Source organism: Pseudomonas sp. PGPR N4 (genome assembly GCF_059693665.1).
Genome location: NZ_JCAUKV010000001.1, coordinates 1,596,350 through 1,621,816, shown reverse-complemented (window position 1 = coordinate 1,621,816; position 25,467 = coordinate 1,596,350). Strand labels below are relative to the sequence as shown.

Here is a 25,467-nt window from a genome sequence, read left to right as displayed (position 1 = left end):
CCGATGGCAGCGGGCTTGAGCTTAGGGTGGCTCGATTACATGTCGTCGAAGTAACGCTCGTGCCAGTCCACCAGCGGCTGCGGTGCATTGAGCTTTTGCCCGTAGATCACCGAGTACGACAGCACGTTCTGCACATACTGGCGGGTTTCATCGAACGGGATCGACTCGACCCAGACATCGAAGCTCAAGTGCTTGGCGCCTTTGAGCCACTGCCTCACGCGCCCTGGCCCGGCATTGTAGGCGGCCGATGCCAGCACCCGATTGCCGTTGAATTGACCATGTACCTGGCTCAGATAGGCGGCGCCGAGCTGGATGTTCTTGTCCGGGTTGAGTACCTGGGCCGGTGACGCCAACGGGATGCTGAACTTGCGTGCAGTCTCCTTGGCGGTGGCTGGCATCAGTTGCATCAGGCCGCTGGCGCCCACCGGCGAGCGAGCGTCTTCCATGAAGGCGCTTTCCTGGCGGGTGATGGCAAACACCCAGCTGGAGTGGAGGCCGCGGACCTTGGCTTCGCGCACCAGGGTGTCGCGGTGCGCCATCGGGAAGCGAATATCCAGGTCGTCCCAGTACTGCGCCTGGCTGATGGTGCGAATCGCCGGGAAGTACCAGCGCAGGTCGTAGGCCAGGCGGGCCTGGGCGACCATTTCGTCGCGGTTGAAGTGGCGGCTGACGTGGTACCACTCGCGGCGGCCCTCGACGATCTGGCCGCGGGCATGGAATTCCAGTGCGCGGCGCACGCCCGGGGTGTTGCGCACCTTGTTGACCAGCTGCGGGCTGAGCACCAGCGGTTTGTTGTTCAGCTGGTAGGGCGTCTGCACCCGATCTGCGGCAAGGAAGCCATAGAAGTCACGCTCACGCGCGACCGCTTTGTACAGCAACGGGATCTGCGCATTGTTCGGCTGTGCCAGTTCCAGGCTGCGCGCCTGCCAATAGCGCCAGCGGCTGCTGGCGGCCAACTCCTGCGGCAGGCGCTTGGTCAGCTCGTAGGCATCTTCCCAGCGGCCCAGGCGCAGCAGCAGGCGCAGGCGCCATTCGCTGACGGTGTTGTCCCGCAGCTCCGGATCGTAACGGGTCATCAGGTCGAGCGCGCGCGGGTCGTAGCGGCGAGCCAGGGTCAGGCCGATCTCGCGGGCGATGGCAACCTTTTCGTCGCGCGAGAAATGCATGCGCTGGGCATAGTCATCGAGCAGCGCCATGGCCCGCTCGGGGTCCTGGCGTGCCAGCCGGCGCAGGCCTAGGCTGACCACGTCGGACATTGCCTCGTTGACCGGGGTGAAACGCGACGGCTGGTTGAGCAGCTCGGGCTTCTGCGCCACATCGATCAGCAATTGGCCCTGGGGGGCGAGGGTGGTCAGGGTCTTGACCAGATTGTTCGCCAATGGGTAGTTGCGCGCCTGTGCGGCCAGTTTGGCTCGCTCCCAGCGCCTGGCTTCGGTGAGCTGACCCTCGGCCGCCCACATCGCAAACAGCGTGTCACACGCAGCAGGTTGAGATTTGCCCACGTTCCACAGCTTGGCAGCGCTGGCAAAGCCTTCGGCGCGTTTGCCGGTGCTGAGCTGGTACTGGCCGTTGATGCAGTCCAGCTCGGTGAAGTTGAGCTTGGGATCGTAGTACTTGGCGAAGGTGGCCCACTCGCCGCGCTCGGACAACCAGCGCAACCAGCGCAGTTTCATCCAGTTGGCTTGTGGCAGGTCGCCGTGCTGGGCCAGAAAACCCTCGATCTCTTCGTTGCTGGCGCTCTTCAGGCGAGCAGTGAGTTCGTCGTACGCCAGATACGGGGTCAGTGGATAGTCACTGAGGGCCTGCGAGTAGCGCAGGTAGGGACCTTTGTCGCCCTTGGCCAGGGCGCGTTTGGCTTCGTCGTAGTACTGACGCTGCTGGCTAAGGTCGATGGCCTGTGCCGCACTCGTGGTGGCGGCAGTCAGCAGCAGGCATGAAGCAATCTGTAACAGGCGGCTGCGCATGATACGTCCGGGCAGTTGAACCATGGGAAAGTGACGGCGGTGCCAGCACTGTTGTATGGCGTTAGCTTAGCCGGTTGCCGGCTACCGGCGAAAGCACTGCGGTTAGATCGGGGTGTTATCGGCGACCGGATATCGCAAAGCCTTGATACACACGCTGACTTAGTGCTGGCGAGGGTCAAGTCAGGTAGAATACGCGCCCAGTTTTTGGAGATGATCATGACCCTGCTCAAATTAAGCGATGTGTCCCTTGCATTCGGCGCGATGCCGCTGCTGGACAAGGTTTCCTGGCAGATCGCCCGAGGTGAGCGGGTGTGCATCATCGGCCGCAACGGTACCGGCAAGTCGAGCATGCTGCGCCTGATCAAGGGCGAGCAAAAGCCTGATGACGGCTCGGTCTGGCGCGCACCCGCGCTGAAAATCGGCGAGCTGCCGCAGGAACTGCCGGTGGCCGACGAGCGGACTGTGTTCGACGTGGTCGCGGCTGGCCTGGACGGCGTAGGCGAGCTGCTCGCGCAGTATCACCACCTTAGCCAGAACATCCATAACGACGAAGATCTGGACAAGCTCATGCACGTCCAGCACGAGCTCGAAGCGCGCGATGGCTGGCGTTTGCAGCAAGTGGTCGACAGCACCCTGAGCCGCTTGCAGCTACCTGCCGACAAGACCCTGGCCGAGCTCTCCGGTGGCTGGCGTCGCCGTGTGCTGTTGGCCCAGGCGCTGGTTTCCGAACCTGACCTGCTGCTGCTCGATGAGCCAACCAACCACCTGGACATCGGTGCGATTGCCTGGCTGGAAGAAGCCTTGAGCGGCTTTGGTGGCGCGGTGCTGTTCATCACCCACGACCGTTCCTTCCTGCAAAACCTGGCCAACCGCATCCTTGAACTGGACCGCGGTGGGCTGATCGACTGGAACGGCGACTACGCCAGCTTCCTGGTGCACAAGGAAGCCGCGCTGGCGGCCGAAGAGACCGCCAACGCGCTGTTCGACAAGCGCCTGGCCCAGGAAGAAGTGTGGATTCGCCAAGGCATCAAGGCCCGCCGCACCCGTAACGAAGGCCGCGTGCGTGCGCTCAAGGAGCTGCGCGTCGAGCGTGGTGAGCGCCGTGAGCGTCAGGGCAAGGCCAACATCCAGATCGACACCGCGGAAAAATCCGGGAAGCAAGTGATGCTGCTGGAGAACGTCAGCTTCTCGCACCCGAACGGGCCGATGCTGGTCAAGGACTTTTCCATGGTCCTGCAGCGTCAGGATCGGATTGGCCTGCTCGGCGCCAACGGTACCGGCAAGACCACCCTGCTCAAACTGATGCTGGGTGACTTGCAGCCGACGTCGGGCAAGGTCGAGAGCGGCACCAAGCTGGAAGTGGCCTATTTTGATCAGATGCGCCACCAGCTCGACCTGGAAAAGACTGTCATCGAGAACCTCGCCGAGGGGCGCGACTTCATCGAAATCGACGGCCAGAACCGTCACGTGCTGAGCTACCTGGGCGACTTCCTGTTCAGCCCGCAGCGTGCCCGGACGCCGGTCAAAGCCTTGTCCGGAGGTGAGCGTGCGCGTCTGCTGCTGGCCAAGCTGTTCAGCAAGCCTGCCAACCTGCTGGTGTTGGACGAACCGACCAACGACCTCGATGTGGAAACCCTCGAGCTGCTCGAAGAAGTCCTGTGCAACTACAAGGGCACCGTGCTGATGGTCAGCCACGACCGGGCCTTCCTCGACAACGTGGTGACCAGCACCCTGGTGTTCGAAGGCGGCGGCAAGGTTCAGGAATACGTCGGCGGCTACGAAGACTGGATCCGTCAGGGCGGCTCGCCGAAGCTGCTGGGCGTCACCGAAAGCAAGGGTGGCAAGTCCGAGCTCAACAGCGCCGTGGTCGAAAAGGCTGCCGATGTGGCCGCGCCAGTTGCTGCTGCACCGGTAGAGGCGAGCAAGAAGAAGCTCAGCTACAAGCTGCAGCGTGAGCTGGAGGCGTTGCCAGGGCAGATCGACGTGATCGAGAAAGCCATGGCCAAGCTTCAGGAAGAAGTGGCTTCGGCGAACTTCTACCAGCGCCCGATCGGCGAGACGTCCGAGGTGCTGGCCAAGCTCGAGAAGCTACAGGGCGAGCTGGATGTTCTGGTCGAGCGCTGGGCAGAGCTGGAAGGCTAAGCGGCCATCAGCCATCGCGGGGTTGCCCGCGATGGCGTCAGTGCATTTTTCAGTCTTTCTTCAGCAGGCGTACTGCCAGCACATCACACGGCGCGCCGTGCAGCACATCGTTGGCGGTGGAGCCTAGCAGCAGCGCCAGGCCGTGGCGACCGTGGCTGCCGACCACGATCAGGTCGCACTTCTGATCCTTGGCCAACTGGTGGATTTCCTGGCGCGGCTGGCCGTAGACCAGGTGCGAGTCACCCCGGTTGATATCCGGGTACTTGTTGAACAGGCGATCCATGCGTTCCTTGGCCTGGTCGAACTGCTGTTGCTGCAGCTGCGACAGGTCCATCGGTACGTCGCCGCCAAAGGCCATGGCCATCGGTTCGACGATATGCACCAGCGATACCTTGGCGCCGCTCGCCGAAGCGATTGCCTTGGCGCGCTTGATCACCGGATCGCATTCTTCGGTGAGGTCGACAGCGACCAGAAGATGTTCGTAGGACATTGGAGGTGCTCCTGACAATCGCGATAGTAGAAGTATGGTCGCTTTGTGGCGGTTTACCGTGAAACCTGGCTAACCAGCTCATTTGCAACGCTTTATGGGATCTACAGATATGACGGTATGGCTGGTGGTGTCAATCCTTGCGCTGATTCTCAGCCCACTTGCCTGGCTGCGTCCATCACGCAAACAGAGCGAGCAGATGAGCCTGCGCCTGGCCGGCAGGCGCATTGGCCTGGCCATGCAGTTGGCGCCGCAGCAGTGGCCGCACTGGCTCGAACAGCAGCCGCCGAGCCCGTGCCCGCAGTACCATCGGCCGCGGCGCAAGGGCCGGGATGACTGCTGGGCGTATTGGCAGGTCAGCCCTGGGGTGTGGTGGAACAAGTGGCGTGAGGCCTGCGAAGATCCGCGCCTGGCCAAGGCCTTGGCGGTGTTGCCGGGCAATGTCTACATGATTGAAGCCACCACGCAAATGGTTGCCCTGTACTGGGGCGAGCGCGGTGATGAATCTGTGTTGCAGAACATTGCGCAAACCCTCGAAGACCTCGCTTAACCCTTCGTAACGACATCGCGGGGCACCCCTGCCGATCCGCCACCCATGCTCAGGTGGCGGATCGGCAGGGGTGCCCCGCGATGCGTTCTGCTGCCGCAGAAAGGCCAGGCAGGCCGGGATACTTTGCTTGCGAGAGTGACTATAGCCTGCCGCAGCCTGCTGCGCAGTTTTTGCCGGGTGCCTGGCGCAGCTTCTGCTGCCCGCCAAGGGCTTATCGCTGGCATGAATGGCTGGCGATCACTGTCATCAAGGTTGATACCTAGTCGCTACAAAATGACCGGAAAGTCGCGTTTTCACCTCCTCAGGGAGGATTTGACAACGCCGACCTTTTCGGAGAATGTGTGCGTACCCAAATCAAACGGGCGTATGAATTGAGCGTTTGTATGTTGCGCCGTTCATGCCAATCCCGACTATCGCGCTGACGGGTGTGCCTGACCAAGCCGCTGTTGTGACAGGGTTTAGCCAGCGTCCGGCGTGTACAGTTTAGCTTCCATATCGTGGAGATCAGTTGATGATTTACGAAGGTAAAGCCATCACGGTTAAGGCTCTTGAAAGCGGCATCGTCGAACTGAAGTTCGACCTCAAGGGTGAGTCCGTCAACAAGTTCAACCGCCTGACCCTGGACGATCTGCGTCAGGCCGTGGCCGCCATCAAGAGCGACGCCTCGGTCAAGGGCGTCATCGTCAGCAGTGGCAAGGATGTGTTCATCGTCGGCGCCGACATCACCGAGTTTGTCGACAACTTCAAGCTGCCCGAGGCCGAGCTGGTCGCTGGCAACCTGGAAGCCAACCGCATCTTCAATGATTTCGAAGACCTCGGCGTACCTACTGTTGCTGCGATCAACGGCATCGCACTGGGTGGCGGCCTGGAAATGTGCCTGGCAGCTGATTACCGGGTGATGTCCAGCACCGCCAAGATCGGCCTGCCGGAAGTCAAACTGGGCATCTACCCAGGCTTTGGCGGTACCGTGCGCCTGCCGCGCCTGATCGGCTCGGACAATGCCATCGAGTGGATTGCCTCGGGCAAGGAAAACCGCGCCGAAGACGCCCTCAAGGTTGGCGTCGTTGATGCCGTGGTCACCCCGGAGCTGCTGCAGGCTGCAGCGCTGGACCTGATCAAGCGGGCCATCAGCGGTGAACTGGACTACAAGTCCAAGCGCCAGCCCAAGTTGGAAAAACTCAAGCTCAACGCCATCGAGCAGATGATGGCCTTCGAAACCGCCAAAGGTTTTGTTGCCGGCCAGGCCGGGCCGAACTACCCGGCGCCGGTCGAAGCGATCAAGACCATCCAGAAAGCCGCCAACTTCGGTCGTGACAAAGCGCTGGAAGTGGAAGCTGCAGGCTTTGCCAAACTGGCCAAGACGCCCGTCGCTGCCAGCCTGATCGGCTTGTTCCTGAATGACCAGGAGCTCAAGCGCAAGGCCAAGGCGCACGACCAGATCGCCAATGACGTGAAGCAGGCTGCCGTACTCGGCGCTGGCATCATGGGCGGTGGTATCGCCTATCAGTCGGCGGTCAAAGGCACCCCGATCCTGATGAAGGATATCCGCGAGGATGCCATCCAGCTGGGCCTGAACGAAGCCTCCAAGCTGCTCGGCAATCGTGTCGAGAAGGGTCGCCTGACCCCGGCGAAAATGGCCGAGGCGCTCAATGCGATTCGCCCGACCTTGTCCTACGGCGACTTCGCCAATGTCGACATCGTGGTCGAAGCTGTAGTCGAGAACCCCAAGGTCAAGCAAGCCGTTCTGGCCGAAGTCGAAGGTCAGGTCAAAGAGGACGCGATTCTCGCCTCCAACACCTCGACCATCTCCATCAACTTGTTGGCCAAGGCCCTCAAGCGTCCGGAGAACTTCGTCGGCATGCACTTCTTCAACCCGGTGCACATGATGCCGCTGGTGGAAGTGATCCGTGGCGAGAAGTCCAGCGAAGTGGCCGTGGCCACCACCGTTGCCTATGCCAAGAAAATGGGCAAGAACCCGATCGTGGTCAATGACTGCCCAGGCTTCTTGGTCAACCGCGTACTGTTCCCGTATTTCGGCGGCTTTGCTCGCCTGGTCAGCGCCGGTGTCGACTTCGTGCGCATCGACAAGGTCATGGAGAAATTCGGCTGGCCAATGGGTCCTGCGTACCTGATGGACGTGGTCGGCATCGACACCGGCCACCACGGCCGCGACGTCATGGCCGAAGGCTTCCCGGACCGCATGAAGGACGATCGCCGCACCGCCATCGATGCCTTGTACGAAGCCAAACGCCTGGGCCAGAAGAACGGCAAGGGCTTCTATGCCTACGAGACCGACAAGCGCGGCAAGCCGAAAAAGGTTGCCGACGAGAGCGTGCTCGAAGTGCTCAAGCCGATTGTCTTCGAGCAGCGTGAAGTCAGCGACGAGGACATCATCAACTGGATGATGATCCCGCTGTGCCTGGAAACCGTCCGCTGCCTGGAAGACGGCATTGTCGAAACCGCAGCCGAGGCCGACATGGGCCTGGTCTACGGTATCGGCTTCCCTCCCTTCCGCGGTGGTGCATTGCGCTACATCGACTCGATCGGGGTTGCCGAGTTCGTCGCCCTGGCTGACCAGTACGCCGACCTGGGGCCGCTGTACCACCCCACCGCGAAGCTGCGCGAAATGGCCAAGACCGGCCAGCGTTTCTTCAACTGAGCGCCCAACGAGTTAGAGCGAGAGTATTGATATGAGCCTGAATCCAAGAGACGTGGTGATTGTCGACTTCGGTCGGACCCCGATGGGTCGTTCCAAGGGTGGCATGCACCGCAACACCCGCGCCGAAGACATGTCGGCGCACCTGATCAGCAAGTTGCTCGAGCGCAACGACAAGGTCGACCCGAAAGAAGTCGAGGACGTGATCTGGGGCTGCGTCAACCAGACCCTTGAGCAGGGCTGGAACATCGCCCGCATGGCCTCGCTGATGACCCAGATTCCGCACACCTCGGCGGCGCAGACCGTCAGCCGCCTGTGCGGCTCGTCGATGAGCGCACTGCACACAGCTGCCCAGGCGATCATGACCGGCAACGGTGACGTATTCGTCATCGGCGGTGTCGAACACATGGGTCACGTCAGCATGATGCACGGTGTCGATCCCAACCCGCACATGTCCTTGCACGCTGCCAAGGCCTCCGGGATGATGGGCCTGACTGCAGAGATGCTCGGCAAGATGCACGGCATCAGCCGCGAACAACAGGATGCTTTCGCCGTGCGCTCGCATCAGTTGGCGCACAAGGCCACGGTCGAGGGCAAGTTCAAGGACGAGATCATCCCGATGCAGGGCTATGACGAGAATGGCTTCCTCAAGGTCTTTGACTTCGATGAAACCATTCGTCCGGAAACCACCCTCGAAGGCCTGGCCTCGCTCAAGCCTGCGTTCAACCCCAAAGGTGGTACCGTCACTGCCGGTACCTCGTCGCAGATTACCGATGGCGCTTCGTGCATGATCGTCATGTCCGGTCAGCGCGCCATGGACCTGGGCATCCAGCCGCTGGCGGTGCTTCGCTCGATGGCGGTGGCCGGTGTCGACCCGGCTATCATGGGTTACGGCCCGGTGCCTTCGACGCAGAAAGCGCTCAAGCGTGCCGGTCTGAGCATGGCCGATATCGACTTCATCGAGCTCAACGAAGCCTTCGCTGCACAGGCCCTGCCGGTGCTGAAAGATTTGAAAGTGCTCGACAAGATGAATGAGAAGGTTAACCTGCACGGCGGCGCCATTGCCCTGGGTCATCCGTTTGGTTGCTCCGGTGCGCGAATTTCCGGCACCTTGCTCAACGTCATGAAGCAGAATGGCGGTACCCTCGGCGTCGCCACCATGTGTGTCGGCCTGGGCCAAGGCATCACCACTGTCTTCGAACGCGTCTGATCGCGGCGCAAGACAGCAGCCGGGGCCATGTGCCCCGGTTTTTGTTTTTTACAGGATTTATCACGAGGGTCAGCAACATGCACATACAGCCAGGCGTGTACCGGCATTACAAAGGGCCTGAGTATCGTGTGTTCGGCGCAGCCCGCCATTCTGAAAGCGAAGAGTGGATGGTGTTCTATCAATGCCTGTATGGTGATTACGGGCTGTGGGTGCGACCCTTGGCAATGTTTGTCGAATCGGTCGAAGTTGACGGCGAGCAGGTCCCGCGCTTTGCTCTGGTCACGGCCGAGGAGGGGCGTTTTGGCCCGTCCGAACAGGCCAGCGGTTAGTCGAGCGCGCTTGACCTGACCCTGTAGCCACTATATATAGCGGTGCCGCGTGCGGCACCTGACGCGATTTTTAATTTTCAGATTCAGGAATACACCGATCCATGGGCAAATCGCTGGTCATTGTGGAATCCCCGGCCAAGGCCAAGACCATCAACAAGTACCTGGGCAACCAGTACGTGGTGAAGTCGAGTATCGGCCACATCCGTGACCTTCCCACCAGCGGTTCGGCCAGCGCCAGTAAGGAGCCGGCGGCCAAACGTGGCAAGGCAGCTGCGGCTGAGGCACCGGTACTGACGCCGAAAGAAAAGGCTCGCCGCCAGTTGGTCTCGCGCATGGGTGTCGATCCGGACGCTGGCTGGAAAGCCAAGTACGAGATCTTGCCCGGCAAGGAAAAGGTCATCGAAGAGCTGCGCCGCCTGGCCAAAGATGCCGACACCATCTATCTCGCGACCGACTTGGACCGCGAAGGGGAGGCAATCGCCTGGCACCTGCGTGAAGCCATTGGTGGTGATGACACCCGCTACAAGCGCGTGGTGTTCAACGAGATCACCAAAAAGGCCATCCAGGAGGCGTTCTCGCAGCCAGGTGAGCTGGACATCAACCGGGTCAACGCCCAGCAGGCGCGGCGCTTCCTCGACCGTGTGGTGGGCTATATGGTCTCGCCACTGCTGTGGTCGAAGATTGCCCGTGGCCTGTCTGCCGGCCGTGTGCAGTCGGTAGCGGTCAAGCTGGTGGTCGAGCGTGAGCGCGAGATTCGTGCGTTCAACCCGGAAGAGTACTGGGAAGTACACGCCGACCTCGGCACCGCCAAGGACGCCAAGGTCCGCTTTGAAGTAGCGCGCGAGAAGGGTGAAGCCTTCAAGCCGCTCAACGAAGCCCAGGCCATGGCTGCCCTGGATCAGCTCAAGTCGTCGAGCTACACCGTCGCCAAGCGTGAAGACCGGCCGACCAGCAGCAAGCCGTCGGCGCCGTTCATCACTTCGACCCTGCAGCAAGCGGCGAGCAATCGCCTCGGCTACGGCGTGAAGAAGACCATGATGATGGCCCAGCGTCTGTACGAAGCCGGCTACATCACCTACATGCGTACCGACTCGACCAACCTCTCGGCCGATGCCGTGGAAATGGCCCGCAGCTACATCGAGCGCGAGTTCGGCAAGCAGTACCTGCCGGAAGCGCCGATCGTCTACGGCAGCAAGGCCGGCGCACAGGAGGCGCACGAAGCGATTCGTCCGTCCGATGTGGCGACCCATCCAAGCAAGCTGACTGGCATGGAACGCGATGCCGAGCGCCTGTACGAGCTGATCTGGCGCCAGTTCCTGGCCTGCCAGATGCCACCCGCGCAGTACCTGTCGACCAGCGTTACGGTCAAGGCCGGTGACTTCGAGCTGCGCGCCAAGGGCCGCATCCTCAAGTTCGACGGTTACACCCGCGTCCTGCCGCAGCAGAGCAAGCCAGGCGAAGATGACGTGCTGCCTGAGATGGGCCAGGGCGAAGTGCTCAAGTTGATCAAGCTTGATCCAAGCCAGCACTTCACCAAGCCGCCAGCGCGCTTCACCGAAGCCAGCCTGGTCAAGGAAATGGAAAAACGCGGTATCGGTCGCCCGTCGACCTATGCAGCGATCATTTCCACCATCCAGGATCGCGGCTACGTCACCCTGCACAACCGCCGCTTCTACTCCGAGAAGATGGGCGACATCGTTACCGAGCGGTTGTCCGAGAGCTTCTCCGACCTGATGGACTACGGCTTCACCGCCGGCATGGAAGAGAACCTCGACGACGTCGCCCAGGGCGAACGTGACTGGAAAAACGTACTCGACGAGTTCTACGGCGATTTCAGCAAAAAGCTGCAAACCGCTGAGTCTCCCGAGAACGGCATGCGCGCCAACCAGCCGACCATGACCAACATCGCCTGTAAGGAATGTGGCCGGCCAATGATGATTCGTACCGCCTCTACCGGCGTGTTCCTCGGTTGCTCGGGTTATACCCTGCCGCCGAAAGAGCGCTGCAAGGCGACCGTCAACCTGGTGCCCGGCGACGAAATCGCCGCGGACGACGAGGGTGAGTCCGAATCGCGCGTGCTGCTCGGCAAGCACCGTTGCCCGATCTGCGCCACGGCGATGGATGCCTACCTGCTGGACGAGAAGCACAAGCTGCACATCTGCGGTAACAACCCGGATTGCGTTGGCTACGAAATCGAGCAGGGCAGCTACCGGATCAAGGGCTACGAAGGTCCGAGCCTTGAGTGCGACAAGTGCGGCAGCGAAATGCAGCTCAAGACCGGCCGTTTCGGCAAGTTCTTCGGTTGCACCAACCCGGCCTGCAAAAACACTCGCAAGCTGCTCAAGAACGGCGAAGCAGCGCCACCGAAGATGGACAAGGTGGAAATGCCTGAGCTCAAGTGCGAGAAGGTCGATGACACCTACGTGCTGCGTGACGGTGCCTCGGGCTTGTTCCTGGCGGCCAGCCAGTTCCCGAAAAACCGCGAAACTCGCGCGCCATTGGTGAAAGAAATCATCCCGCACAAGGATGAGATCGATCCCAAGTACCACTTCCTCTGTGAAGCGCCTGCCAAGGATCCAGACGGTCGCCCGACCGTGATCCGCTACAGCCGCAAGACCAAGGAGCAGTACGTGCAGTCCGAAGTTGACGGCAAGCCGACCGGTTGGAAGGCGTTCTACGACGGCAAGGCCTGGAAGGTCGAAGACAAGCGCTGATCCGGCGCCGCAGCACCTGCGCGGGGCAAGCCCGCTGTTGTGTCCTCAGGGTGAGGCGCAGCAGCAGGCTTGCCCCGCGCTGCTTTTGCGCTAGCGGCTTTTGTGCTTGCGAGAGTGCCCGGCGATAGCTGAAACTTGCTGATCGCCACGCTGCCCTCAGGAGGCCAACCGCCATGGCCCAGGAACTCTATACCCGCACCAACCAGAAACTGTTCTTCGCCGGCCTCGCGCTGGAGTCCATGGCCAAGGCTGAGCAAAGCCAGGCCATGAACGCCCAGGGGCTGGTGCAGGCTGAGCGCGAAGCGGCGCAGTTTCATCTATACGGTGCGCTGCTTGGGTTATGTCACGAAATCGCCGGCTTCTACCGCCTGCCGCAAGCGGGCGCTGCTCGCGCTGAACAGCTACTGGACGCCGAAGTGCTGGCCGGCATGGCCATCCCGGAGTTGGCCGAGCTGATCGAACTGGCAGACAATCGGCAAACCTGGCTGGCGCAGATGTTGACCGCTTATGCAGATTTGTTCCGACCACCTGTCGCGAAAAAAACCGCTAAAACTGACGTCACCCAGCCGTTGATTCAGGCCATCAACCTCGACGAGCCCGAGCAGCCTGCGCTTTCGCGGGCAGAGCTCGAGCAGTGGCGGAGCAATTTGAAAGACCTGGCCAGGCGCTTTCGTGATGCGTTGAGTGAGTGCTGAGCAGGCACTTGGCTGGTACAATGCTCGCCTTTCGTGGAGAACAGCCTTTTATGTCGACGTCCTTTCTTGAAATTGTAGAGTTGCCTGATGGCCGGATCGAGCTGCGTCGCGCCGAAGATGAAGGCTCATTGGTAACCCTGGATTTCTCCGAGGACGCCAAGGTGTTTTTGCAGGGTCAACACGTCGAAGTGGCCAAGGCCATGCTCAGCGTCGGCGTGCAAATGGCTGGCAAGCTGGTGGAAGGCGAGTTGGAGCGTGACGAAGGGCCGCGCGTTCTGCACTGAGTAGTGCCAGTCCCCTACACGATCACGATGAGAACAGGCGAAGCCTGAACATCAGCCGAGGCGGATGTTCAGGCTTTGTGCGTTTCCGACCGTGGCGGCGCGGATCAGCTGCTGACGCAGGGTGACATTGAGGCTACCCAGCCAGCTGACTACGGTATGGCTGTGGCCCATGCGCAGGGCTTCGCAGGTGAGCTGCAAGGCGCTTTTGTTGCTGCTGGGGTGCAGCAGCAGAATGCGCTCGCGGTTGAGCCCGGCATCGCGCAGCCAGGCCTGGGTCAGGCTGGTCGGCGGGGCGATCAGCGTCAGCCAGCGCGCATCCACTTCTTCGCTCAGGTCGCGCAGTACCGGCGCCAGCAGGCTTTGGCAATGTCCCGGCGCACCGCGCAGGGCCAGTTCGCTGAACCGCTCGGGGTCGCTGTTTTTTTGCCGTGCCTGGGCGCTGGCCTTGAGGCCAGGTAGCACCGGTTCGGCCAGAAACGCTTCGAATAATGGCAACTGAATTGACTGCGGTACGTGGATTGCTTGCTGCATGACGCCTCCTGGATCAGCGACGAATGACGCCGACGCTCAAGCCCTCGATCACCAAGTCCTGTTGCTTGAGGTCGACTTCGATCGGGGCAAATTCGGGGTTCTCGGCCATCAACCAGACCTTGTTGCCTTCACGCTTGAAGCGCTTGACGGTGACTTCGTCGCCAATGCGTGCGACCACGATCTGGCCATTGCGTGCTTCGCGGCAGGTATGCACGGCCAGCAGGTCGCCGTCGAAGATACCGACGTCCTTCATGCTCATGCCGTGTACGCGCAGCAAGTAGTCAGCGGGCGGGTGAAAGAAGGTCGGGTTGATGTTGCACGACTGCTCGATATGCTGTTCAGCCAGGATCGGCGCACCGGCAGCGACGCGGCCAATGATCGGCAAGCCGCTCTCTTCGGCCTTGGCTTCGTGGCCAGGGATGCGAATGCCGCGGGACGCGCCCGGAGTCATCTCGATGGCGCCTTTGCGCGCCAGGGCCTTGAGGTGTTCTTCAGCGGCGTTGGGCGACTTGAAGCCCAGCTCCTGGGCGATCTCCGCGCGGGTCGGCGGATAGCCGTTGTCGTCGAGGCAGCGTTTGATGAAAGCCAGGATTTCGGCTTGGCGTGGCGTCAGTTTCAACATGGCGATCGCTCTGTCTTTTTATACAGTGACTGGGATTATATACAGTAGAAGGCTGGCTGCAAGCATCTTGCCGCAGAAGATGCTCGGACTGACGCACGGCGTGGCCTGCAGCTCTGCACGCGAGGCTGTGTTTTAATGGCGACCGGTGAGTCAGCCAACCTTGACAGATAGAAGCCTGAAACGTATGTTTCAAACAACTGTTTGTCAGGCCCCCACCCCGGAGTAGCGAGTAGTCATGGCCCAATCGGAAACCGTTGAACGCATTCTCGATGCTGCCGAGCAGCTATTCGCGGAAAGGGGGTTCGCGGAAACCTCGTTGCGCCTGATCACCAGCAAGGCTGGCGTCAACCTCGCAGCGGTGAACTACCACTTCGGCTCGAAAAAGGCGCTGATCCAGGCGGTCTTCTCGCGCTTCCTCGGGCCGTTCTGCGCAAGCCTTGAGCGTGAACTCGAGCGCCGCCAGGGCCGGCCGGAACTCAAGCCGAGCCTTGAAGAGCTGCTGGAGATGCTCGTTGAGCAAGCGCTGGTGGTGCAGCCGCGCAGCAATAATGACCTGTCGATCTTCATGCGCCTGCTCGGCCTGGCGTTCAGCCAGAGCCAGGGCCACCTGCGCCGCTACCTTGAAGACATGTACGGCAAGGTGTTCCGCCGCTACATGCTGCTGGTCAATGATGCCGCGCCGCGTATCCCGCCGATCGAGTTGTTCTGGCGGGTGCACTTCATGCTTGGCGCGGCGGCGTTCAGCATGTCCGGGATCAAGGCCTTGCGCGCTATCGCCGAAACCGACTTTGGTATCAACACCTCGATCGAGCAGGTCATGCGCCTGATGGTGCCGTTCCTCGCAGCCGGTATGCGTGCCGACAGCGGCGTCACCGACCAGGCCATGGCTGCCGCGCAACTGCGCCCGCGCAGCAAGACCAGCCCTGCTGGCACGCCGGCCAAAGCCTGAACCGGCACTGGCGCGTGGGCACAGGCTTCGCAGATAATTCACTGCACGACATTCCCTGAAGGACTTTTCATGACTGCCAGCCTGCAAGGCTCCCTGATGATCGACATCGCCGGTACCTGGCTGACTGCCGAGGACCGGCAGTTGCTGCGCCAGCCTGAAGTAGCTGGCCTGATCATCTTCGCCCGCAATATCGACAGCCCGCGCCAGGTGCGTGAGTTGTGTGCGTCGATTCGGGCGATCCGGCCTGACCTGATTCTGGCTGTCGATCAGGAGGGCGGGCGCGTGCAGCGCTTGCGTCAGGGCTTTGTGCGCCTGCCGGCCATGCGCGCGATAGCCGACAACCGCAATGCCGAGTACCTGGCCGAGCAATGTGGCTGGTTGATGGCCACTGAAGTGCTGGCGGTCGGTCTGGACCTGAGCTTTGCGCCGGTGCTCGACCTTGATCACCAGCGCAGCGCAGTGGTTGGCAGCCGCGCCTTCGAAGGCGATCCGGAGCGGGCCACGCAACTGGCCGGCGCGTTCATCCGCGGCATGAACTCAGCCGGCATGGCTGCCTGCGGCAAACACTTCCCGGGGCATGGTTGGGCCGAGGCCGACTCGCACGTGGCCATCCCCACCGACGAGCGCAGCCTCGAGCAGTTGCGTCAGGCTGACCTGGTGCCGTTCACCCGCCTGCGCGGTCAGTTGGCTGCGGTCATGCCCGCGCATGTGATCTACCCGCAGATCGACAATCAGCCTGCTGGCTTCTCGCGCCGCTGGTTGCAGGACATTCTGCGTGGCGAGCTGGGCTTTACCGGGGTTATCTTCAGTGACGACCTGTCGATGGCCGGTGCGCATGTGGTCGGCGATGCCGCCAACCGGATCGAAGCGGCCTTGAGCGCCGGCTGTGACATGGGCCTGGTGTGTAATGACCGGGCCGCGGCAGAGCTGGCTTTGAGTGCAGCGCAGCGGCTTAAGGTCAAGCCTTCGCCACGGGTTGCCGGCATGCGCGGGCAAGGTTTTGCCAGCACCGATTATCGCCAGCAGCCACGCTGGCTGGAGGCGCTTGGCGCTTTGAAAGAAGCACAGTTGATCGACTGAACAAATGCCGAGCTGACCTAGGTGACAGGTCAGCCCGGCTCACCTAACGGCTGCGCTTGCCCGGCAGCGGCGCGAACAGCGCTTCAATCTCTTCATCACCCAGACGCCACTGGCCGCTATGGCCGCCATCGAGCAGGCCGGCGGCGAGTGCTGCCTTCTCTTGCTGCAGCAACTGAATCTTCTCTTCGACGGTACCGCGAGTGATCAGCTTGTAGACGAACACTGGTTTGTCCTGGCCGATCCGGTAGGCACGGTCGGTCGCCTGGTTTTCGCTTGCCGGGTTCCACCATGGGTCATAGTGGATCACCGTATCCGCGGCGGTCAGGTTGAGCCCGGTGCCGCCGGCCTTGAGGCTGATCAGAAACACTTCGCTGTCACCCTGCTGGAACTGCTGCACCGGTGCGCGCCGATCGCGAGTGTCGCCGGTCAGCAGGCTGTAGCGGATGTCACGCTTGATCAGCTCCTGCTCGATCAGCGCCAGCATTGAGGTGAACTGGGAAAACAACAGGACCCGGCGGCCTTCGCTGAGTAACTCTTCGAGCATCTGCAGCAGGCTGCCCAGCTTGCCCTTGTCGGCTTGATTACCCTTGCTCTCGACACTCTTGACCAGGCGCAGGTCGCAGCACACCTGGCGCAGCTTCAGCAGGGCATCGAGAATCACGATCTGGCTGCGTGCTGCGCCGTTACGGGCAAGTTCGTCGCGGACCTTCTTGTCCATCGCCACCCGCACCGCCTCGTAGGTGTCGCGCTGGGCGTCGCTGAGCTCGACCCAGTGCACCATCTCGGTCTTGGCTGGCAGCTCCTTGGCCACCTGCTCTTTGGTACGACGCAGCAGGAACGGGCGAATGCGCCCAGCCAGGTGGGCCAGGCGGTCCTGATCGCCGTGGCGCTCGATGGGGGTGCGGTATTCCTGATTGAAGCGTTTGCTGTCGCCCAGCCAGCCGGGCATGAGGAAGTGAAACAGCGACCAGAGCTCGCCGAGGTTGTTTTCCATCGGCGTACCGGTCAGGCACAGGCGCTGGCCTGCCTGCAGCTCGCCGACGGCGACGGCGGCCTTGCTGGTGCTGGTCTTGATGTTCTGCGCTTCATCCAGCACCAGCGTGTGCCAGTGCTGCCCGCGCAGCTGCTCTATATCGCGCGGCACCAGCGCGTAGGTGGTCAGGACCAGGTCGTATTGGTCAAGGCTGGCGAAGTGCTTGCTGCGCGCCGGCCCATGCAGGGCCAGCACGCGCAGGTCGGGGGCAAAGCGCTGAGCTTCGTCGATCCAGTTGGGGATCAAGCTGGTCGGCATCACCGCCAAGGCTGGCTGCAGCAGGCGTCCATGTTGTTTCTCCAGCAGCAGATGGGCGAGGGTCTGCAGAGTCTTGCCCAGGCCCATGTCGTCGCCCAGAATCCCGCCTGTGCCGATCTCGCGCAACGCCTGCAGCCAGTTCAAGCCCTGTTGCTGGTACGGGCGCAGGGTGGCGTTGAGCGCGAGCGGCGGCTCGACCTGGATATCCCGTGCATCGCGCAGGCGCCGGCCGAGGCCGCGCACGTGCTCGCCGCCTTCCCACAGCAGCGGCATGTGTTCCATGTCGCTCAGGCGCGCGGCATCGGCGCGGTCCAGGCGCAGCGCCGGGCCGCCTGCATGTTCATGCAGGTACAGCTCGCCGAGGGTCGCCATCACGGCCTTGATCCGGCCATAGGGCAGGGCAACGCGCAGCGGCGGGCTATCGAGGCGGCCGCGGTTGAGGTCCAGCAGCAAGTGCTCATCGTCACCGCGCCGGGCCAGTTCGCTGGGGCGCAGCATTTCCGGATTGCTGCGCAGCAGTTGCAGCACGATCGGCAGCAGGCTGTGACGCTGGCCATCGACAACGATGCCCAGCTCAAGGTCGAACCATTCGTGGCCAGGCGCTTCGTCGACGCTGGCGTACCAGTCTTCGACCTCCTGCAAGTTGAAGGCAAAGTCGCGGTGCACATCGATGTGCCAGCCGGCCTCACGCAGGCGCGGCAAGCCGTCGCGGGCAAATGTCAGCCACGCTTCGTCGTCGGCAAGCTGATGCATGTCGCCGGCACTGTCGGGCAACGCTTTGCTTTGCCGGGTGGCCAGCTTGAAACCCAGCTCGCGCAGGGTCTTGCGCATGGCTTGCTCGGCCTGTGGCTGACGGCGGATGCGCTGGCTGGTGGCGCCAACCAGGCGGGTCAGGGGCTTGTCGTCGTTGCCGATTGCCAGCACGCCGTCGTAGTCGAACGCCAGTGCGGCGCGGTGTTGCATCTGCCGCTGCATGCGCCCGGTCTTGGGCGTGTAAGCGCTGAACTCGAGGCTGCCCAGGGTCAGGCGCGGGGTCGGCTGGATATCTTCGAGCAACTGCTGCTTGACCTGGGTCGGGGTCGGCACTTGATGGTTGAGGGCGTTGAGCTTGTGACTCAGCGGCACTACCAGATGCTCGGGTACCGGTGGTGCCAGTGACAGTTGCAGGGCTATATGCGGGTCGAGTGAGTGGCTGACACGGCCAATTTCACCGGCGCGTACATCCAGCCAGAACAGCGGCGCCAGTGCCAGCACGAACAGCTTCTCCTCGCCGCTGAACCAGCTGCCGCAATAGGTGGCGTCGCTCTGGCGCACCCAGCGGAACTCGGCCTCGCGTTCCGGGCCCTGGCGCAGCAGTGGTCGGTCGTCGCTGTACAGGACGCGGCCGGTGTCCAGTGCGCGCTGCAGCAATTCGCCGCCTTCCTGGCCTTTGAGTGCGTAGCCGCGGTCCTGGCCGTAAGGGATGTTCTGTCCATTCAACTGGCGCAGGATGCGCAGGTCTTCAGCTGTGACGAAGCGCGGCGTGTCATACAAAAAGTCATACAGCGACTGCACCCGGCTGAAGCGCAGGCCACGCTCATCGTCGGTGCCTTTGCGCACGCGCAGGCTGCAGCTGCGGTCTTCATGGAGTACCAGCTGATAGCAGACCATCCGCCCGCGTTTGTCATCTGCGCCGAGGCTGACGGTGGCCGGTTGCTGCATTCCTTGCAGCCAGTGCTGTAAATGATGGGGCAGGGCGTCGCTTTCAGCCGGCGCGCTGCTGTCGAGCAGGGCGAACAGCACCGCAGCAAAGTGCTTGCAGTTCTCTCTGACCGGGCACGAACAGTGGCCGCGCACATGGCACTGGCCAGCTGCCGCAGTGATGAAAATGCGCTGGGTATAGATGCCGCTGCCGCTACCGCGACAGGTGGCTTCAATCCGCGTGTCGTCATGGTCGAGGATCTGTACCCGGTCTTCTTCGGCGTAGCGCTGGCCGCGTTGCAAAACCGCAGCGGAGAAGGCGCGTTTCCAGCTGATGTTGCTGCGCACCAGGGCGACTGCGTCGGAGGTCACGGTGTCACTGCTCCATCATCTCCGGAGTCATCTCCGGCAGTTTGCGCGCGCCGACAGGTGCGACCTTGAGCAGAAGTGCCAGGTGGCCACCGTCGAGGAAGGTCAGCTGGCCGCTTTTCATGTTGCGATTGCTCTGCTGGAAATGCTCGCTGCGCAGCACGTTACCGTTGCCATCGAGCTGGTTGACCCAGAAGCTCGCCTGCACGGCGATGAAGCGGCCGTCGGCCAGGCTCAGGTTGCCCTCGATCGGGAAGTGACCGAACTGCTGCTCGCCAGCGCCCAGAGCAATGCTGCTGGGCTCGCTGCCGAGTTGTTGCTGCCAGGCCTTGTGCAGCAGCACGGTGTAGCTCGGCGTGGCCTCGAGGCGGGTCGCTTCGTCGGTCAGCACCGGTGGCCGTTCGGCTTCCTTGCTCAAGCGCGGCGCGCCGGCGCGCCAGTCTTCCGGGGCGAACTGGCTGGTCACCGCCGGCACATCGTTTTGCCGCACCAGCAGCATTTCCACCTGATACAAGCCATCAGCAAACGCCGTCGGCGCACACAGCGTCAACAGCAAGGTCAGGCAACGAATGGCACGCATGTAACTTCCTTCAAGCAGGCTGTGGGGTGAGGCGCTCGAACAGCGCCTCCACGGTATTGAAGCGTTCTTCCGGGCGTTCCATCGGCACCAGGAAGCGGAACTGGGTAGCGCCTTCGAACTTGTAGCGTTTGGGCTGGCCCTGGATCAGCTTGATCAGGGTCAGCGGGTCGACCGGGGTCTCGGCTTCGAATTCGATCTTGCCGCCGTTGGGGCCGCCGTCGACTTTCTTGATGCCGAGTTTTTCGGCCTGCAGCTTGAGCAGGGTGATGCGGATCAGGTTCTTGGTTGGCTCCGGCAACAGGCCGAAACGGTCGATCATCTCGACCTGCAGGTCCTTGAGGCCTTCTTCGTCGGCCGCCGAAGCGATGCGCTTGTACAGGATCAGCCGCGCATGCACATCGGGCAGGTAGTCTTCCGGGATCAACGCCGGCAGGCGCAGGTTGATTTCCGGGCCGCCGCCAAGCGGTTGTTCCAGGTTTGGCTGATTGCCCTTGCGGATCGCCTTGACTGCGCGTTCGAGCATTTCCATGTACAGGGTGAAACCGACTGCCTGGATCTGGCCGCTCTGGCCATCGCCAAGCAACTCGCCGGCGCCGCGGATTTCCAGGTCGTTGGTGGCCAGCACGAAGCCGGCACCGAGGTCCTGAGTGTTGGCAATCGCCTCCAGGCGTTTTTCGGCGTCGCTACTGACCTTCTGCCGGGCAGGGGTGAGCAGGTAGGCATAGGCCTGGTGGTGGCTACGGCCAACCCGGCCGCGCAGCTGGTGCAGCTGGGCCAGGCCGAATTTGTCGGCGCGCTCGATGACGATGGTGTTGGCGCTGGGCACGTCGATACCGGTTTCGATGATGGTCGAGGCGATCAGCACGTTGAAGCGCTTGTGGTAGAAGTCGCTCATGACCTGTTCCAGCTCGCGTTCGCGCATCTGCCCGTGGCCGATGCCGATGCGCGCTTCAGGTACCAGTTCGGCGAGGTCGGCGGCGCACTTCTCGATGGTCTTGACGTCGTTGTGCAGGTAATACACCTGGCCGCCACGCAGCAGTTCGCGCAGTAGAGCTTCCTTCACCGTGCTGTTGTTCTGCTCCATGACGAAGGTGCGCACCGACAACCGGCGCGCCGGCGGGGTGGCGATGATCGACAGGTCGCGCATGCCGGCCACGGCCATGTTCAGGGTGCGCGGGATCGGCGTGGCGGTCAGGGTGAGGATGTCGACTTCGCTGCGCAGGGCCTTGAGCTGCTCTTTTTGCCGCACGCCAAAGCGGTGCTCTTCGTCGATAACTACCAGACCGAGGTCTTTGAAGCGCACGTCATCCTGCAGCAGCTTGTGCGTGCCGATCAGGATGTCGATCTTGCCCTCGGCCAGATCGGCAGCAGCAGTGGCGATGTCCTTGGCCGACTTGAAGCGGCTCATCACTTCGACGGTTACCGGCCAGTCGGCAAAGCGGTCGCGGAAGCTGTTGTAGTGCTGCTGGGCGAGCAGGGTGGTCGGTACCAGTACGGCCACCTGGCGGCCGCTGTGCACGGCGATGAATGCCGCGCGCATGGCCACTTCGGTCTTGCCGAAGCCGACGTCGCCGCAGACCAGACGGTCCATCGGCTTGGCAGCGAGCATGTCCTCGCGCACCGCGTCGATGGCGTTCTGCTGATCGGGTGTTTCCTCGAACGGGAAGCCGGCGCTGAAGGTGGCGTAATCGGCTGCAGGATCGGCAAAGGCATAGCCCTTGCGTGCGGCGCGACGGGCATAGATGTCGAGCAGTTCGGCAGCCACGTCGCGGACCTGCTCGGCAGCCTTGCGCTTGGCCTTCTGCCAGGTTTCCGAGCCGAGCCGGTGCAGCGGCGCCAGGGCGTCATCGCTGCCGGTGTAGCGGGCGATCAGGTGCAGGTTGGCGACCGGCACGTACAGCTTGGCGTTCTCGGCGTACTCAAGGGTGAGGAATTCGGCGGCCTGGCCGTCGATTTCCAGTGTGGCCAGGCCCAGATAGCGGCCGACCCCGTGATCGATATGCACCACCGGTGCGCCTTCGCGCAGCTCGGTGAGGTTTTTGATCACCGCATCGTTGGCCGCCTCGCCGCGCTTTTCGCGGCGTCGGCGCTGCATCACGCGCTGGCCGAACAACGGGCTTTCGGCGATCAACGCCAGTGCCGGGTCGTCCAGCAACAGGCCGTAGTCGAGCGGTGCGATGGTGATCGCCAGGCGCTCTTTGCCGGTAATGAAATCGGTCCAGCCGTCAACGGTCTGCGGGCGCAGCTTGAGCCGTTCGAGCAGCTCCAGCAGCACTTCGCGGCGGCCGGCAGATTCTGCAGTGAACAGCACCCGGCCCGGGAACTGCTCAAGAAATGCCGACAGTGCCGCCAGGGGTTGATTGGCCTTGGCTTCGATGGCCAGGTTGGGCAGCTCGCGCGCCGGGAAGCTCTGCCGGCCAGCGCCGGGTTCGAGGTCGTCACTGCTGACCACCACGCGCGGCCACTGCTTGAGGCGGGCAAAGCAGTCTTCCACTGGCATGAATAGTTCAGCCGGCGGCAGCAGTGGTCGGGTCAGGTCGCCGCGGCGGTCTTCATAACGCCCGCGCACGTCGTTCCAGAAATGCTCGGCAGCCTGCTCGACGCCGGGCATCGAGAACACCTGGGTGTCAGCCGGAAGGTAGTCGAACAGTGTCGCGGTTTCTTCGAAGAACAGCGGCAGGTAGTACTCGATGCCGGCCGGGATGATCCCGCTGGCGAGGTCCTGGAAGATCGCGCTGCGGCGAAAATCCACGTCGAAGCGCTCGCGGAAACGTGCCTTGAAGCGGGTGACTTCTTCCTTCTGCATCGGAAATTCGCGTGCCGGCAGCAGGCGTACCGATTCGACCTTGTCGATCGAACGCTGGGTCTCTGGATCGAAGGTGCGCAAGGTCTCGATTTCGTTGTCGAACAGGTCGATCCGAAACGGCAGCTTGCTGCCCATCGGGAACAGGTCGATCAGCGCGCCGCGCACGGCAAATTCGCCATGCTCGTAGACCGTGTCGACGCAGCGATAGCCGCTGGCTTCGAGGCGGCTGCGCATCTGCTCGACATCGATGGTCTGGCCGACGTCGAGGACCAGGCTGCTACCGAGCAGAAAGCGCGTTGGCGCCAGGCGGTGCAGGGCGGTGGTGATCGGCACCACAAGAATGCCGTGGTCCAGCTCCGGCAGCCGGTACAGGCTGGCGATACGCTGCGAGATGATGTCCTGATGCGGCGAGAACAGATCGTATGGCAGGGTTTCCCAGTCGGGGAACGGCAGCACCGGCAGGTCCGGGGCAAAGAAGCGCAGCTCCTGCTCGAGACGGTCGGCGGCCTGGCTGTCGGCGGTCAGCAGCAGGGTAAAGCGCCGGGCGCCACTGGCGGCCTCGGCGATGGCCAGGCTGAGGGCGGCACCGGGCAAGTTGCCCCAGGTTTGTTTGCCGGCCTGGGCCGACAATTGCGGTAAGCGCAGAACTGACACGGGAGAATGCACTCCAAGCGTTGCGGCAAAGAGGTCGATTGTACCGACGCCGGTGCCAGCTGTCAGGCTCGCGAGGGCTCAAGCAGCGGTGTGCAGCGTTAACGACAGGCGCTCATTGCTCGATACGCCGTGGGGCGTCATAATGTAGCCCCTTTTTTCTACCCCTACATGTGGAAGGTTCCCGTGACTCAGAAGCCCGACCAGTGTCTTGGTGAGTGGATTGATCGTGAAGCTTTGGCTGAAGCCATGATCCCGCTTATCGGTCAGCTCTACCGCAACAACAATGTGGTGAGCTCGATCTATGGCCGTAGCCTGATCAACCGTTCGGTGATCTCGATCCTCAAGGCGCACCGCTTTGCGCGTCACCGTCAGACCGACGAGACCGAACTGTCTGTCCACGAGACGTTCCCTTTGCTCAAGGCGATGAGCGAGCTGAAACTGGGCGCCGCTTCGGTCGACCTGGGCAAGCTGGCCAACAAGTTCAAGCTTGAAGGCAATGGCCGCAGCGCCGAGCAGTTCGTCCGCGAAGAACTGGCCGACGTGGTTGGTCAGCAAAACGTTTCGGCGCGCAAGGGCACCGACGTCGTGCTGTACGGCTTCGGTCGTATCGGCCGTCTGCTGGCACGCATCCTGATCGAAAAAACCGGTGGTGGCGACGGCCTGCGTCTGCGCGCCATCGTTGTCCGCAAGGGTGCTGAAAACGACCTGGTCAAGCGCGCCAGCCTGCTGCGTCGTGACTCGGTGCATGGCCCGTTCGATGGCACCATCACCATCGACGAAGCCAACAACACCATCACCGCCAACGGCAACCTGATCCAGGTTATCTACGCCAAGAGCCCGAGCGAAGTCGACTACACCCAGTACGGCATCAAAGATGCGCTGATCGTCGACAACACCGGTGTATGGCGTGACGCCGACGGCCTCGGCCAGCACCTGGCATGCCCAGGCGCTGCCCGCGTGATCCTCACCGCACCTGGCAAAGGCGCGCTGAAGAACATCGTGCACGGCATCAACCACGGTGAAATCAGCGCTGATGACAAGATCATCTCCGCGGCTTCCTGCACCACCAACGCCATCGTGCCGGTGCTCAAGGCAGTCAACGACAAGTTCGGCATCATCAACGGCCACGTCGAAACCGTTCACTCGTTCACCAACGACCAGAACCTGATCGACAACTTCCACAAGGGCAGCCGTCGTGGCCGCGCCGCGCCGCTGAACATGGTCATCACCGAAACCGGTGCTGCCACCGCCGCTGCCAAGGCGCTGCCTGTGCTCAAGGGCAAGCTGACCGGCAACGCGATCCGCGTACCGACGCCGAACGTGTCCATGGCCATCCTCAACCTGAACCTCGAAACCGGCACCAGCCGCGAAGAGATCAACGAGTACCTGCGCCAGACCGCGATGCACTCCGAGCTGCACAAGCAGATCGACTACGTCAACTCGCAGGAAGTGGTTTCGACCGACTTCGTTGGCTCGCGCCACGCCGGTGTGGTTGATGCTGAAGCGACCATCTGCAACGAAAACCGTGTTGTCCTGTACGTCTGGTACGACAACGAATTCGGTTACAGCTGCCAGGTAGTGCGCGTGATGGAAGACATGGCCGGGGTCAACCCGCCAGCCTTCCCGCGCTGATCCGCCGATAGCGTTGTTTTGCTGATTTTGGGGCTGCTTTGCAGCCCTTCGCGGGTGAACCCGCTCCCACAGATAGCCGCGATCCTGTGGGAGCGGGTTCACCCGCGAAGGGCCGCAAAGCGGCCCCATTGCTTAACTGATGGGCATTCGGCCGCCTCACGCAGGCGTGCTTGCCACGATATGTAGTGAAGGCAAAATTCGCCTACGACGCGACCAAGGGTTAATGTGCGCGGCGTTCCCGC

The 25,467-nt window shown here is 62.3% G+C and carries 18 protein-coding genes; 11 read left to right on the top strand and 7 right to left on the bottom strand.

Annotated features, from left to right (window positions below):
* Positions 1-35: 35 nt before the first annotated feature.
* Positions 36-1,964 carry a transglycosylase SLT domain-containing protein gene (locus AC58X1_RS07295; RefSeq protein ID WP_497428576.1) on the bottom strand — a complete coding sequence of 643 codons (1,929 nt, stop codon included), beginning with the start codon at positions 1,962-1,964 and terminating at the stop codon, positions 36-38.
* Between the two features lie 216 nt (positions 1,965-2,180).
* On the opposite strand from AC58X1_RS07295, the gene AC58X1_RS07290 reads away from it, so the two are divergent.
* A complete protein-coding gene (locus AC58X1_RS07290) occupies positions 2,181-4,106 on the top strand; it encodes an ATP-binding cassette domain-containing protein (protein WP_101321216.1) in 1,926 nt (641 codons plus the stop codon).
* Positions 4,107-4,155: 49 nt separating this feature from the next.
* On the opposite strand, the gene AC58X1_RS07285 is transcribed toward AC58X1_RS07290, so the two are convergent.
* Positions 4,156-4,596: a universal stress protein gene (locus AC58X1_RS07285; protein ID WP_101321214.1), complete on the bottom strand. Its 441-nt coding sequence runs from the start codon at positions 4,594-4,596 to the stop codon at positions 4,156-4,158.
* 109 nt (positions 4,597-4,705) lie between these two features.
* Between AC58X1_RS07285 and AC58X1_RS07280 the strand changes: the two genes are divergently transcribed.
* From AC58X1_RS07280 to AC58X1_RS07250, 7 genes are all read left to right on the top strand, one after another.
* Positions 4,706-5,143, top strand: a complete 438-nt coding sequence (locus AC58X1_RS07280) for a hypothetical protein (protein WP_259072448.1) — start codon at positions 4,706-4,708, stop codon at positions 5,141-5,143.
* A 511-nt stretch (positions 5,144-5,654) separates the two neighbouring features.
* Positions 5,655-7,802 (top strand): fatty acid oxidation complex subunit alpha FadB, encoded by a 2,148-nt coding sequence (gene fadB, locus AC58X1_RS07275; protein WP_220634072.1) that lies wholly within the window; start codon positions 5,655-5,657, stop codon positions 7,800-7,802.
* A 31-nt stretch (positions 7,803-7,833) separates the two neighbouring features.
* The gene (gene fadA, locus AC58X1_RS07270; RefSeq protein ID WP_101321208.1) at positions 7,834-9,009 is read left to right on the top strand and encodes an acetyl-CoA C-acyltransferase FadA; all 1,176 of its coding nucleotides are present in this window, start codon (positions 7,834-7,836) and stop codon (positions 9,007-9,009) included.
* Between the two features lie 77 nt (positions 9,010-9,086).
* The gene (locus AC58X1_RS07265; protein ID WP_101321206.1) at positions 9,087-9,338 is read left to right on the top strand and encodes a DUF1653 domain-containing protein; all 252 of its coding nucleotides are present in this window, start codon (positions 9,087-9,089) and stop codon (positions 9,336-9,338) included.
* Between the two features lie 101 nt (positions 9,339-9,439).
* Positions 9,440-12,052, top strand: a complete 2,613-nt coding sequence (topA, locus tag AC58X1_RS07260) for a type I DNA topoisomerase (RefSeq protein ID WP_401182344.1) — start codon at positions 9,440-9,442, stop codon at positions 12,050-12,052.
* A 173-nt stretch (positions 12,053-12,225) separates the two neighbouring features.
* Complete coding sequence (locus tag AC58X1_RS07255) at positions 12,226-12,747, top strand: DUF6586 family protein (RefSeq protein ID WP_101321202.1); 522 nt, start codon at positions 12,226-12,228, stop codon at positions 12,745-12,747.
* A 50-nt stretch (positions 12,748-12,797) separates the two neighbouring features.
* The gene (locus AC58X1_RS07250; protein WP_101321200.1) at positions 12,798-13,031 is read left to right on the top strand and encodes a hypothetical protein; all 234 of its coding nucleotides are present in this window, start codon (positions 12,798-12,800) and stop codon (positions 13,029-13,031) included.
* 51 nt (positions 13,032-13,082) lie between these two features.
* On the opposite strand, the gene sulA is transcribed toward AC58X1_RS07250, so the two are convergent.
* Positions 13,083-13,562 carry an SOS-induced cell division inhibitor SulA gene (gene sulA / locus AC58X1_RS07245; protein WP_101321197.1) on the bottom strand — a complete coding sequence of 160 codons (480 nt, stop codon included), beginning with the start codon at positions 13,560-13,562 and terminating at the stop codon, positions 13,083-13,085.
* A 13-nt stretch (positions 13,563-13,575) separates the two neighbouring features.
* Positions 13,576-14,184 carry a transcriptional repressor LexA gene (gene lexA / locus AC58X1_RS07240; RefSeq protein WP_101321195.1) on the bottom strand — a complete coding sequence of 203 codons (609 nt, stop codon included), beginning with the start codon at positions 14,182-14,184 and terminating at the stop codon, positions 13,576-13,578.
* A gap of 235 nt (positions 14,185-14,419) precedes the next feature.
* Between lexA and AC58X1_RS07235 the strand changes: the two genes are divergently transcribed.
* Together AC58X1_RS07235 and nagZ are read left to right on the top strand one after the other, a co-directional pair.
* A complete protein-coding gene (locus AC58X1_RS07235; protein WP_101321193.1) occupies positions 14,420-15,133 on the top strand; it encodes a TetR/AcrR family transcriptional regulator in 714 nt (237 codons plus the stop codon).
* A gap of 81 nt (positions 15,134-15,214) precedes the next feature.
* Positions 15,215-16,213, top strand: coding sequence for a beta-N-acetylhexosaminidase (gene nagZ, locus AC58X1_RS07230; protein ID WP_178080835.1), 999 nt, complete (start codon positions 15,215-15,217; stop codon positions 16,211-16,213).
* A gap of 43 nt (positions 16,214-16,256) precedes the next feature.
* Here nagZ and AC58X1_RS07225 read toward each other — a convergent pair whose 3' ends face one another.
* The 3 genes from AC58X1_RS07225 to mfd are packed head-to-tail and all read right to left on the bottom strand — an operon-like array spanning position 16,257 to position 23,593.
* Positions 16,257-19,556, bottom strand: coding sequence for a DEAD/DEAH box helicase (locus tag AC58X1_RS07225; protein ID WP_497428575.1), 3,300 nt, complete (start codon positions 19,554-19,556; stop codon positions 16,257-16,259).
* A gap of 4 nt (positions 19,557-19,560) precedes the next feature.
* Positions 19,561-20,133, bottom strand: coding sequence for a CsiV family protein (locus AC58X1_RS07220; RefSeq protein ID WP_497428574.1), 573 nt, complete (start codon positions 20,131-20,133; stop codon positions 19,561-19,563).
* A gap of 10 nt (positions 20,134-20,143) precedes the next feature.
* On the bottom strand, positions 20,144-23,593 hold the full coding sequence (gene mfd / locus AC58X1_RS07215) for a transcription-repair coupling factor (protein WP_150572385.1): 3,450 nt from the start codon (positions 23,591-23,593) through the stop codon (positions 20,144-20,146).
* 168 nt (positions 23,594-23,761) lie between these two features.
* Between mfd and AC58X1_RS07210 the strand changes: the two genes are divergently transcribed.
* A complete protein-coding gene (locus tag AC58X1_RS07210) occupies positions 23,762-25,225 on the top strand; it encodes a glyceraldehyde-3-phosphate dehydrogenase (RefSeq protein ID WP_101321182.1) in 1,464 nt (487 codons plus the stop codon).
* Positions 25,226-25,467: the final 242 nt, after the last annotated feature.

What these genes read in the sequence shown, in the direction of transcription:
- AC58X1_RS07295 (WP_497428576.1), bottom strand. Translation starts at nt 1,964, where the DNA reads ATGCGCAGCCGCCTGTTACAGATTGCTTCATGCCTGCTGCTGACTGCC.
- AC58X1_RS07290 (WP_101321216.1), top strand. Translation starts at nt 2,181, where the DNA reads ATGACCCTGCTCAAATTAAGCGATGTGTCCCTTGCATTCGGCGCGATG.
- AC58X1_RS07285 (WP_101321214.1), bottom strand. Translation starts at nt 4,596, where the DNA reads ATGTCCTACGAACATCTTCTGGTCGCTGTCGACCTCACCGAAGAATGC.
- AC58X1_RS07280 (WP_259072448.1), top strand. Translation starts at nt 4,706, where the DNA reads ATGACGGTATGGCTGGTGGTGTCAATCCTTGCGCTGATTCTCAGCCCA.
- fadB (WP_220634072.1), top strand. Translation starts at nt 5,655, where the DNA reads ATGATTTACGAAGGTAAAGCCATCACGGTTAAGGCTCTTGAAAGCGGC.
- fadA (WP_101321208.1), top strand. Translation starts at nt 7,834, where the DNA reads ATGAGCCTGAATCCAAGAGACGTGGTGATTGTCGACTTCGGTCGGACC.
- AC58X1_RS07265 (WP_101321206.1), top strand. Translation starts at nt 9,087, where the DNA reads ATGCACATACAGCCAGGCGTGTACCGGCATTACAAAGGGCCTGAGTAT.
- topA (WP_401182344.1), top strand. Translation starts at nt 9,440, where the DNA reads ATGGGCAAATCGCTGGTCATTGTGGAATCCCCGGCCAAGGCCAAGACC.
- AC58X1_RS07255 (WP_101321202.1), top strand. Translation starts at nt 12,226, where the DNA reads ATGGCCCAGGAACTCTATACCCGCACCAACCAGAAACTGTTCTTCGCC.
- AC58X1_RS07250 (WP_101321200.1), top strand. Translation starts at nt 12,798, where the DNA reads ATGTCGACGTCCTTTCTTGAAATTGTAGAGTTGCCTGATGGCCGGATC.
- sulA (WP_101321197.1), bottom strand. Translation starts at nt 13,562, where the DNA reads ATGCAGCAAGCAATCCACGTACCGCAGTCAATTCAGTTGCCATTATTC.
- lexA (WP_101321195.1), bottom strand. Translation starts at nt 14,184, where the DNA reads ATGTTGAAACTGACGCCACGCCAAGCCGAAATCCTGGCTTTCATCAAA.
- AC58X1_RS07235 (WP_101321193.1), top strand. Translation starts at nt 14,420, where the DNA reads ATGGCCCAATCGGAAACCGTTGAACGCATTCTCGATGCTGCCGAGCAG.
- AC58X1_RS07220 (WP_497428574.1), bottom strand. Translation starts at nt 20,133, where the DNA reads ATGCGTGCCATTCGTTGCCTGACCTTGCTGTTGACGCTGTGTGCGCCG.
- AC58X1_RS07210 (WP_101321182.1), top strand. Translation starts at nt 23,762, where the DNA reads ATGTGGAAGGTTCCCGTGACTCAGAAGCCCGACCAGTGTCTTGGTGAG.